Here is a 10849-nt window from a genome sequence, read left to right as displayed (position 1 = left end):
GCCTCGCCGAGCTTAACAAGAGCATTGGTGACTGCCGGCGTGGCGGCTGCGTCCTGTGCATGTGTGGCGGGTACGCATGCGACCTGAACCATGATTGCCAGAACGAATCCACCCACCCACAAGGCGCGAGGGCGCGATCGTCTTTCCAGCCGCGCTCTCGTTTCCGGACTGCATCGCGTTGCCCGCATCAAGTCTGCCCTTCCTTCTTCCGTGAAGCACTGCGTGCGCTGCGAAGCGACTGGAGCTTCTCACCAATCTTCAGTTCCAACCCGCGCTCGACCGGCTTGTAGAACACGGTATCCACCAGGGCATCGGGCAGACATTGCTGGTCCAGTGCAACACCGCCCTCGATATCGGGGTCGTACTGATAGCCCTTGCCGTAGCCGAGCCCCTTCATCAGTTTGGTCGGTGCGTTGCGCAAATGCATGGGGACTTCCAGTGTTCCATTTGCACGCACTTCTGCACGCGCCGCGTTGAATGCCGCATACGCCGCGTTGCTCTTCGCGGCAATGGCCAGGTAGATCGCCAGCTCGGCGAAGGCAAGCTCTCCTTCCGGCGAACCGAGGCGCTCCCAGGTATTCCAGGCTTCCAGCGCAAGGGTCAGCGCTCGTGGATCGGCAAGGCCGATATCCTCGATCGCCATGCGGGTCAGGCGACGCGCCAGGTACGCAGGATCAACGCCGCCATCGAGCATGCGCGTCAGCCAGTACAAGGCCGCGTCCGGATCCGACGAGCGCACGGATTTGTGCAGGGCAGAAATCTGGTCGTAGAACTGTTCCCCGCCCTTGTCGAAGCGACGCGTGCGATCCGCCAGCACCTGGGTCAGGGTACTTTCGTCGATGCGACCGTCATCGGCCAGTTCCGATGCGATTTCAAGCAAGGTCAGTGCACGGCGCACATCGCCATCCGCGGCCTGGGCAATCAATGCAAGGGATTCGGCTTCGACCTTCAACTCCATGTCGCCGAGTCCACGTTCGGCATCATCAAGCGCGCGCTGCAAGGCTTCGACAATCTGTGCGTTGGTCAGTGACTCCAGCACGTGTACGCGACAGCGTGAAAGCAACGCAGAGTTGAGTTCGAATGACGGGTTTTCGGTGGTGGCACCGACCATGATGATCACGCCGCGCTCGATGTGCGGCAGGAAGGCATCCTGCTGGACCTTGTTGAAACGGTGCACCTCGTCTACGAACAGGACAGTTCGCCTGCCCTGCGCGAACCTGGCTTCCGCCTCGGCCAATGCCGCGCGAACATCGGGCAAGCCGGAAAGCACGGCCGAGATCGCCTTGAAATCCGCATCGGCATAGTGCGCGAGCAGCAGCGCAAGCGTGGTCTTGCCGCACCCGGGCGGCCCCCAGAGAATCATCGAATGCAGCTTGCCGCCTTCGATCGCACGTCTCAGCGGCTTGTCGGGCTCAAGCAGGCGGCCCTGCCCGACGATCTCGTCGAGGGTGCGCGGACGCATGCGTTCGGCCAGTGGCTTGAGTCCTTCCGGTTCAACAAACAAGCTGGGAGTTTCTGCAGTCTTCTTTCGAGCCATGTCGCCATGATACGGAAAAGCTGTCAATGCATCGGGACCAGCGTCTCTTTCAGGGCTAGAAGCTCGGTTTTGCCCGGTAGGAGCAAGCTTCAGCTGCGATGCTTCTTTCGTAGAATATCAGCGTCATGACTGAAGCCTTTTTCCAATGGAGAGCCCCGCGAGCGGCTCTATTCAGATCTCCGTGCTGCGCAGTCGCAAGGCATTGCTGATCACCGAGACCGAGGAAAAACTCATTGCGGCCGCAGCGATAACCGGACTCAGCAATAATCCGAAGAACGGATAGAGCACGCCCGCCGCGATTGGCACTCCAAGCGCGTTGTAGCCGAATGCGAATCCCAGATTCTGGTGGATATTGCGCACAGCCGCCGCAGATAGTCTGCGTGCCCTGAGGATCCCCCCGAGCTCGCCCTTGACCAGGGTGATCTGGGCGCTCTCCATCGCGATGTCGGTGCCATTGCCCATGGCGATCCCCACATCGGATGCGGCCAGTGCAGGCGCGTCGTTGATGCCGTCGCCGGCCATGGCAACGCGTGCACCGGCCTCCTGCATGCTCACTATGGCGTCAGCCTTGTCCTTTGGCGACAACCCGGCACGAACTTCGTCCAGCGGCAATCGCGCGGCAACGGCCTTCGCGGTCGCTTCGTTGTCGCCGGTCAGCATGACCAGACGCAAACCTTCAGCCTTGAGCGCCCTTAGCGTTTCAACGGCATCGGCCTTGATCGGATCCTGTACGGCGATCAATCCGGCCAAACGGCCTTCGACCGCAACGAACATCACGGTCTTGGCATCCTTGCGCAAAATATCCGCCGGGCCGGAAAGCGAGTCCGGAAGGCTGTAGCTGGCCATCAGCCTGGCATTTCCCAGGTCGACCTTTTTCCCATCCACTTCGCCTCGCACGCCCTCACCCGTCACGGATTCGAAGCCGTGTGTTTTCCGGATCACGATGTCACGGTCCCTGGCGCCATCCAGTACGGCACGTGCGAGCGGATGCTCGCTGGCCGCCTCGAGGCTCGCAGCCATGAGGAGGACCTCGTTGTCATCAAAACCTTCGGCAGCGACCACATCGGTCAATCGCGGCTTTCCGTCGGTGATCGTGCCCGTCTTGTCGAGGACCAGGGTGTCGACATGACTGAGCGCCTCGATCGCGGCTGCTTCACGGAACAGCACGCCCACTTCGGCACCGCGCCCACTGGCCACCATGATCGAAATCGGCGTCGCCAGACCAAGCGCGCACGGGCAGGCGATGATCAGCACGGCGACCGCGTTGACAATGGCATAGGCCAGGCGTGGCTCGGGGCCAAACGCGAACCAGAGTCCGAACGTGAGCAGCGAAATGGCGACGACAGTCGGGACGAAGTAAACCGAAACCTTGTCGGCCAGCCGCTGCAAGGGTGCCTTGGAGCGCTGAGCCTTGGCCACCATGTCCACGATCTGCGCCAGTACCGTTTCGTTGCCAATTTTTTCGGCACGCATGACCAGGCTGCCAGTGCCGTTGATCGTGCCACCGGTCAGCTTGTCGTCCTTGTTCTTGCTGATGGCGATGGGTTCGCCGCTGAGCATCGATTCATCAACACTGCTGCTGCCCTCCTCGACCGTGCCGTCGACCGGAATCTTTTCACCTGGTCGCACGCGCAGGCGATCGCCAACTTCGACCTGATCCAGCGACACCTCTACATCGTCACCTTCACCGCTCAGGCGCAAGGCGGTTTTCGGAGCGAGATCAAGCAGACGCCGGATCGCCGCCGAAGTCTTGCCGCGGGCGCGCAACTCCAGCCATTCGCCAAGCAGAACCAGGGCGATGATCACCCCGGCTGCCTCGAAGTAGAACGGAACATGACCGTGCTCGTCGCGCATTGACGGCGGAAACATCTCCGGCGCGAACAACGCGGTGAGACTGAAGCCATAAGCCACCAATACACCGAGGCCGATCAAGGTGTACATGTTGGGTGACTTGTGAAGCACGCCCTGCCAGCCACGCAGGTAGTAGGCACCACCCAGCCAGAGAACCAGCGGCGTCGCCAGCACGAACTCCGCGTAGCGCAGCAAGGTCGATGTCGATTCTGAAAAATGCAGTCCGAGCAGATGCGGGCCCATGGCAACCAGCAACAATGGGATGGCAAGCACCGAAGCAATCAGGAACTTCCAGCGCACATGCCGCAACTCGCTGTCGTCGGCGTCCCCGGTCGGAACCATCGGCTCCAGCGCCATGCCGCATTTTGGGCAACTACCAGGACCCCCTTGCCGGATCTCGGGGTGCATTGGACAGGTGTAGATCGCCCCTTCGGCAACGGGCACGGCGGTCTGTTCCCGATTCGAATCCAGGTAGCTCCCCGGATCGGCGACGAATTTCTCGTGGCAGCGCGCCGAACAGAAGTGGTAGGTCGTGCCTTGCCACGCGGCAGTGTGCCTCGCCGTTTCCGGATTGACCGACATGCCGCAGACCGGATCTTTCGCCGAGTTCGTCGGCTTCGCCTCGTGCGACCCGGATTCGGTGTCCTTGGCATCGACAGTCGCCTGCTCGTGGCCGTCAGCCCTCTGATTGTGATGCGTGATCATGTTGTCCTACTCCTAGATCGACACCCTGCGCACACGCAGCCAATGTCCGAGATGGACACTCATCACCAGCAAGCCTGCCATCGAGAGCATCAGTGCCGGAGAAGACCCGGCACCTGGTTCAACCATGGCGAACGCACTGCCCGCATAGCCACTCGCCGCTGCGACACCTGCAAGCGCAATCACCGGATGGGCACGTGCTCCCTGCCAGCCGCTGCGCAGCACCGACCCGGCCAGCGCAAGAATCAGCGGCGTCGTCAGCGCCAGCGCCGAGAACGTCAACAGGGATGTCGATGCACGTCCCAGCTCGCCGTCGAACGCCGACAGGGTCGCTGCAACGAGCACCAGGGGAACGACCAGCGTCGCCGCGAAAACCAGCCTGGCCCGGGCGATTTCGCGTGGACTGTCATATCTGATGGCAAACTCAACGGCGCGGTCGCCGCAAATCTCTTCGGAAGCGAACGAGGCCTCGAGTTCGCCGGCGCAGATGTCGTGAAGACTGGGTGCATGGAGATCAAGATCTTCAACATGATGGATGAGCGAACCTGCCGACTCTCGCGCAACAGCGGCTCTATCGTGTTTCACGCGCAGCGACTTCAGCAGCGCATTCACTCGCGCAAGGCAGCAACGGTGGCTGACAGCGCGCGAAACCTCACTTGACTGGAACACCGTATTGTCACTCTTCATGGTGTGGCCTCCTTGTTGAGCAGAGCTCGCAAGATGGGACAATCCCCATCCATGCCTTCGCCCGGACAACCCGACATCAGGTTGGCCAGTGCAGCGCGCATGCGCTGAAGTTCGCTGATGCGATTGTCGATATCGACTAGGCGCACTTTGGCCGCCTCGTACATGGCCTTGACGTCGCCGCGACTGCTAATCGCCAGCAGTTCGCCAATCTCCCCCAGACTGAATCCGAGATGCTGGGCACCGCGGATGAAGTTCAGACGATCAAGTTCACTATCGCCATACTTTCGGTATCCCGATGGCGAACGTTCCGCCGGCTTGAGCAGGCCACTGCGCTCGTAGTAGCGCACCGTATCGATACCGACACCGGCCGCGCTCGCAAGCTGGCCTATGGCGAAATGGGTCATGACATCCTCCGATCGGGTTGGATCGGACTCCTGCAATACCATTGAGGGCCTTGCCGGAATCCGTGGCCGACAGCATGCACTCTGGACCATGGTCCAGAGTCAAGAGTTTTGTCGAGGGGATTCAGCTGGCAGTCAGTTTCGCGATGCTGCGAGCGCAACACACCTGACGCGGGTCAATCCCTGATCGGGAAGACCTCTGCATCGGCACCCGGGTCGCCGACAACATCAACTCCATCAGGAGGCGTGAAGGAAAACGTGTCGACAGCGAGCGCTGGCTTGCGCTTCCAGTCCGAAAACAGGATCTCGGTGGTATTGCCCAGGGAATCCTCGAAGCGCATCTGTTCGAGACCTCCCTGCCCAAAACCCAATTCGGCGTAGGCGAATTCGGGCTCCTTCACCTTCGATACGAGCCTGAGCCACTCGAGGCCACCCCGCTCACCGGATTCGCTGGTGGTGAACTCCTGGTCAAGTCGCGACAAGTCAGTCAGCACGGACAAGGGGCTGTGGGCTTCTTCGGTACCCTGGCTGCGTACGCTGACCTGCTCCAGATCCGGGTCGTAGACCCAGACCCGGTTGCCATCAGCCACGATCACCTGCTCGTAGGGGGTTGTTGTTTGCCAGCGAAACTGCCGTGGCGCTTTCAGCGCCAGGCTGCCCGAGGAAACCTCTCCTCGATTGCCCTTTGGCCCGATCACCGATTGCTCAAAGCGACCGCTGATGACCTGGATGCCATTTGAGAACGCTTCCAGCTTCGAACGCGCCGTGTCGGCAGCTTCGGCATAGGACACGAAAAGACAAAACAGCAGAAGGAATGCACGCAGCATCAGGGTTGTCCTTGAATCGGGAACGACTCCCGCCTGCGCGGGAATGACGAGCTTTGAGTCAATAGCATTCAGCGCAGAATCCCACAGTGTCGCTGAAGCGTGGCTTGCCGGGCACGCTCAATCGCGCGGTGGTGGCGGCGCGATCACGGTGCGACTGCCGTTGTGCTCGGGTCCACTGACGACGCCATCACGTTCCATCTGTTCGATCAGGCGCGCGGCACGGTTGTAGCCGATGCGCAGGTGCCGCTGCACGCCCGATATCGATGCACGGCGCGTTTCAGTGACGATCGCCACGGCCTTGTCATAGAGCACGGCGTCCTCGCCACCCTCGGCATCGGCAGCATCCTGGGGAAGTCCGGTCTCGCCGATGATCTTGCCATCGGCCATGGTCTGGGTTTCTTCGAGAACGCCGTCGATGTAGTCGGGCTTGCCCTGGGCGCGCAGCCACTCGACGACCTTGTGCACTTCGTGGTCATCGACAAAGGCGCCGTGCACGCGTTCTGGCGTGGCCGTGCCAGGCGGCAGGTAGAGCATGTCGCCATGGCCGAGCAGCGTTTCGGCACCCGATTGATCCAGGATCGTGCGCGAGTCGATCTTGCTCGACACCTGGAATGCGATACGAGTAGGAATATTGGCCTTGATCAACCCGGTGATGACATCGACCGAGGGGCGCTGGGTCGCCAGGATCAGATGCACACCGGCGGCACGCGCCTTCTGGGCAAGGCGTGCGATCAGCTCTTCCACCTTCTTGCCGACGATCATCATCATGTCGGCAAACTCGTCGATGATGACGACGATATACGGTAGCGGCGTGAGCGGCTCGGCCTTCATCGAGGGCTGCGAGGCATCGGGCCTGAACAGGGGATCGAGCAGGGGCTGCCCCTTGGCCTCCTCGTCACGCACCTTCTTGTTGAATCCGGCCAGATTGCGCACACCTACCGCAGCCATGAGCTTGTAGCGACGTTCCATCTCGGCCACGCACCAGCGCAGCGCGTTGGCCGCTTCCTTCATGTCGGTAACGACAGGGGCGAGCAGATGCGGAATGCCTTCGTAAACCGAAAGCTCGAGCATCTTCGGATCAATCATGATCATGCGAACGTCGGTCGCATTGGCCTTGTAAAGCAGGCTCAGCACCATCGCGTTGAGGGCCACGGATTTTCCCGAACCCGTTGTTCCGGCGACCAGCAAATGCGGCATCTTGGCCAGATCCACGACCACGGGCGCACCACCAATGTCCTTGCCGAGGGCCAGGGCCAGCGGCGATTTCATCTGGTCATACTTGTCTGAACGTAGGATCTCCGAAAGGTAGACGATTTCGCGATTGACGTTGGGGATTTCCAGGCCAATCACGGATTTGCCCGGAATCACGTCGACCACGCGCACGCTGATGACGGAAAGGCCACGCGCGATGTCCTTGTCCAGGCTGGAAATCTGGCTGCCCTTGATGCCGGGCGCCGGCTGCATCTCGAAGCGGGTGATGACCGGTCCCGGATGCGCGCTGACGACTTCGGCATCAATGCGGAAATCCTTGAGCTTGAATTCGACCTGACGCGAAAGCGCATCGAGGGTTTCCTGCGAATAGCCGGAGACGCGCTGACTGGGTTCGTCAAGCAGGGCCAGTGGCGGCACTTCACCTTCGCTGGATGAACCGACAAACAATGGAATCTGGGTCTCGCGCCGGGCCCGGTCGCTCTTGCCGATCGGTGCCAGGCTGGGTTCGATCTTGAGTGGCTCGCGCTTGGATTGTCGGATCGTATCGACCTTGCGCACGACCTCGCGCTCTACCCTGGCCTGTCGCGCCGCACTCCAGTCTTCCGCCTGCTTCGAGCGGCTGCGCGCCCAGGCGAATGCTGCAAGCAGGCTGCGCCCGATCCAGTCCATCAGCTTGAACCAGGACAATCCGGTTGCCAGAGTGACCGCGATCAGCAGCAGCGCCAGCAGGAACAAGGTAGCGCCGAGGAAACCGAAGCCCTTCATCAGCGATCCGCCGATCAGAGCACCCAGCACCCCTCCGGCCTTGGCTGGCAGCTGGCTGGGTTCGGTGAAATGAAGGAATGCCAGCCCCGAACCTGCAACAAAGAAGGCCAGACCGCCGACCAGACGAAAAGCCGGTTCCAGAGGCGACCCATCGCGGCCACTTCCGCCACGCAGGACAATTGCTCCGACCAGCAACAGCAATGCCGGGAACGCGTAGGCCAGTGCACCGAAGAAATAGAACAGGAGATCGGCCGCATAGGCACCAATCTTGCCGCCAAAGTTGACCACATGATCGGGCTCGCCAACATGTGACCAGCCGGGGTCTGCAGGGCTGTATGTGAACAGACAGGCAAACAGGTAGATCGCCACTGGCAACAGCAGCAGAAAGCCCACCTCACGCAGTCGACGTTGCAGCTTGTCGTCAAGCGGGGTGGGTTTCTTGGTCTTGGATTCTCGCGCCACAGGAAGAAGTTACCTTAAAATGTCAGCGCAAGCTATTGTTTTGAATCAAACAACGCCTTCGAGTGCCGGATGAACGATGTTTCCTGCATCGACATTGATACCGCCCTTGAGCGGCGCATAGTCACGCCAGGAGGGTCCGCCGGCCAGACGTTGCACGTACGGCAGGATCGCCGCCGATATTGCCTGCGATGAAGTCTGGGGTACGGCCCCCGGCATGTTGGTCACGGCGAAATGGGTTACGCCGTCGACCACGTAGGTCGGATCTTTCCAGGTGGTCGGCTTCGAGGTCTCGAAGCAGCCGCCCTGATCGATCGAAATGTCGGCGAGCACACTGCCCGGCTCCATGTCCTTGACCATCGCAGCCGTGACCACGCGCGGTGCACGTGCACTGGGCACCAGAACAGCACCGACCACTAGGTCGGCCGTGCGCAACTCGCGGGCAACGTACTCTTCATACGGATACAGGGCAGTCACATTGGCGCCGAGGGCCATCATCTGGGCCAGGCGGTCCGGGCGCTTGTCGAATACCACCACATTGGCACCGCCAGAAGCCGCAAGCGCTGCCGAATTGCCGCCAGCCGCACCGGCACCGAGCACGACCACCTTGCCGCGATCCGTGGAAGGCAGGCCGCCGAGCAACTTGCCCTTGCCGCCCGCAGGCTGGTGAAGCAGATGGGTGCCGACCTGAATCGCGATTCGCCCGGCGATGATCGACATCGGAGCCAGTAGCGGCAAGGTGCCATCCGCATCTTCGACGGATTCGAACGCGATGCCGGTCAGGCCAATATCGAGCAAGCTCCTGGTCAATGCGGGTTCGGCCGCAAGATGCAGGTAGCAGAACAACAGGTGATCCTTGCGCAGGCGCGACAGGTCACCGGCAATCGGTTCCTTGACCTTGACGATCAATTCGCCAACTTCGTAGAGCTTGTCGGCATCGGCGACAACCTTGACGCCATTGCGCTCAAATTCCTCGTCACTGAAACCGCTCTTGGTGCCAGCACCGGACTGGATGAAGACTTCATGGCCTCGCAGGACAAGATCGGCGCAGGCTGCTGGCACCAAGGCCACGCGACCTTCAAGGGTCTTGGTCTCGGACGGGATACCGATACGCATCAGATTCTCCAGTTAAATCAATAAACGCGCCATGCGGATGCCGGCGCGGGTCATTCGACTGCCAAACCACGCCATTGCGTGTGAACTCTTGATTCGTCCGTCCCGGCACCCCATTCTCAACTACCGCTGCGGACGACCGATTCACCGAATCGAAGTCCATCGCGGCTGTAAAACCATGGCGTGCCGGCACTTTCCGGGCTTCAGCTCGAAGCGCCGACACGAATCAGATTCGCCACAACACAAGGCCGGAAAAGCGGTCGGGATTATACATGACGACTCCGAAGCACACGCGTCTGCTCATTCTCGGAACCGGCCCTGCCGGCTACTCCGCAGCGGTCTACGCAGCACGGGCAAACCTCAAGCCAATGATGATCACCGGGCTTGCCCAGGGCGGTCAGTTGATGACCACCACCGATGTCGACAACTGGCCGGGTGATGTCGAGGGCCTGCAGGGCCCGGCGCTGATGGAGCGCATGCAAAAGCATGCCGAGCGTTTCGATACCGAAATTGTCTTCGACCACATCCATACGGTCGACCTCAAGCAGCGCCCTTTTCATCTCCAGGGCGACAGTGGCGAGTACACCTGTGATTCGCTGATCATCGCCACGGGCGCAACTGCCATGTACCTCGGCCTTGAATCCGAGGAGAAGTTCAAGGGCCAGGGCGTTTCCGCCTGCGCCACCTGCGACGGATTCTTTTTCCGCGGGCAGGAAGTGGCTGTGATTGGCGGAGGCAACACGGCAGTCGAGGAAGCGCTGTATCTGTCCAATATCGCCAGCAAGGTGACTCTGGTCCATCGCCGCGACAAGTTGCGCGCCGAGAAGATCATGCAGGACAAGCTTTTCGAGAAGCAGGCCGCGGGGAAAATCGACATCCTCTGGAACCACAGTGTCGATGAGGTCCTCGGAGATTCGACCGGGGTCAACGGCGTGCGCGTCAAGAGCACCGAAGATGGATCCACCCGCGACGTGCCGGTCACGGGCATGTTCGTTGCCATTGGTCATACCCCGAATACCGGCATTTTCGAAGGCCAGCTCGACATGCGAAACGGCTACATCACGATTCGCACCGGCCTCGAAGGCAACGCCACGGCAACGAGCGTTCCGGGTGTATTCGCCGCGGGTGACGTCGCTGATCAGGTTTACCGTCAAGCCGTCACCTCTGCTGGTTTCGGCTGCATGGCTGCACTGGACGCCGAGAAGTATCTCGACAAGCTCGGGTTGGCAGGCTGATTTCTTGCAGGAAGCGGCTTCAGCCGTGATGCTCCTGCTTCTGGTCGACAACGTGAAGCA

At 60.9% G+C, this 10849-nt stretch carries 8 protein-coding genes; 1 reads left to right on the top strand and 7 read right to left on the bottom strand.

Annotation, left to right across the window (positions count from 1 at the left end; all coding sequences use genetic code 11):
- Window positions 1-187 precede the first annotated feature (187 nt).
- From WBP53_RS05375 to ald, 7 genes are all read right to left on the bottom strand, one after another.
- Entirely contained in the window at window positions 188-1537 is a 1350-nt protein-coding gene (locus WBP53_RS05375; protein WP_423926695.1) for a replication-associated recombination protein A, read from the bottom strand.
- A 171-nt stretch (window positions 1538-1708) separates the two neighbouring features.
- On the bottom strand, window positions 1709-4093 hold the full coding sequence (locus WBP53_RS05370; protein ID WP_423926693.1) for a heavy metal translocating P-type ATPase: 2385 nt from the start codon (window positions 4091-4093) through the stop codon (window positions 1709-1711).
- Between the two features lie 12 nt (window positions 4094-4105).
- Entirely contained in the window at window positions 4106-4777 is a 672-nt protein-coding gene (locus WBP53_RS05365; protein ID WP_423926691.1) for a hypothetical protein, read from the bottom strand.
- Window positions 4774-5181, bottom strand: a complete 408-nt coding sequence (locus WBP53_RS05360) for a MerR family transcriptional regulator (RefSeq protein WP_423926689.1) — start codon at window positions 5179-5181, stop codon at window positions 4774-4776. The genes WBP53_RS05365 and WBP53_RS05360 overlap by 4 nt, the downstream gene beginning before the upstream one ends.
- Before the next feature lie 173 nt (window positions 5182-5354).
- A complete protein-coding gene (lolA, locus tag WBP53_RS05355) occupies window positions 5355-6005 on the bottom strand; it encodes an outer membrane lipoprotein chaperone LolA (protein WP_423926687.1) in 651 nt (216 codons plus the stop codon).
- A gap of 117 nt (window positions 6006-6122) precedes the next feature.
- Complete coding sequence (locus WBP53_RS05350; protein WP_423926685.1) at window positions 6123-8444, bottom strand: DNA translocase FtsK; 2322 nt, start codon at window positions 8442-8444, stop codon at window positions 6123-6125.
- A 45-nt stretch (window positions 8445-8489) separates the two neighbouring features.
- Window positions 8490-9557: an alanine dehydrogenase gene (gene ald, locus WBP53_RS05345; RefSeq protein WP_423926683.1), complete on the bottom strand. Its 1068-nt coding sequence runs from the start codon at window positions 9555-9557 to the stop codon at window positions 8490-8492.
- 269 nt (window positions 9558-9826) lie between these two features.
- Between ald and trxB the strand changes: the two genes are divergently transcribed.
- Window positions 9827-10789, top strand: a complete 963-nt coding sequence (gene trxB / locus WBP53_RS05340) for a thioredoxin-disulfide reductase (protein WP_423926681.1) — start codon at window positions 9827-9829, stop codon at window positions 10787-10789.
- Window positions 10790-10849: the final 60 nt, after the last annotated feature.

This window comes from Dokdonella sp., from assembly GCF_049593775.1.
In the GTDB taxonomy this organism is placed as follows: domain Bacteria; phylum Pseudomonadota; class Gammaproteobacteria; order Xanthomonadales; family Rhodanobacteraceae; genus Dokdonella.
The sequence above is the reverse complement of the archived record's forward strand: the minus strand, read 5'-3'. Positions and strand labels throughout refer to the sequence as shown.

Coding starts and splice junctions, on each gene's coding strand:
- WBP53_RS05365 (WP_423926691.1), bottom strand. CDS start 4,777: ATGAAGAGTGACAATACGGTGTTCCAGTCAAGTGAGGTTTCGCGCGCT.
- WBP53_RS05370 (WP_423926693.1), bottom strand. CDS start 4,093: ATGATCACGCATCACAATCAGAGGGCTGACGGCCACGAGCAGGCGACT.
- lolA (WP_423926687.1), bottom strand. CDS start 6,005: ATGCTGCGTGCATTCCTTCTGCTGTTTTGTCTTTTCGTGTCCTATGCC.
- WBP53_RS05375 (WP_423926695.1), bottom strand. CDS start 1,537: ATGGCTCGAAAGAAGACTGCAGAAACTCCCAGCTTGTTTGTTGAACCG.
- WBP53_RS05360 (WP_423926689.1), bottom strand. CDS start 5,181: ATGACCCATTTCGCCATAGGCCAGCTTGCGAGCGCGGCCGGTGTCGGT.
- trxB (WP_423926681.1), top strand. CDS start 9,827: ATGACGACTCCGAAGCACACGCGTCTGCTCATTCTCGGAACCGGCCCT.
- ald (WP_423926683.1), bottom strand. CDS start 9,557: ATGCGTATCGGTATCCCGTCCGAGACCAAGACCCTTGAAGGTCGCGTG.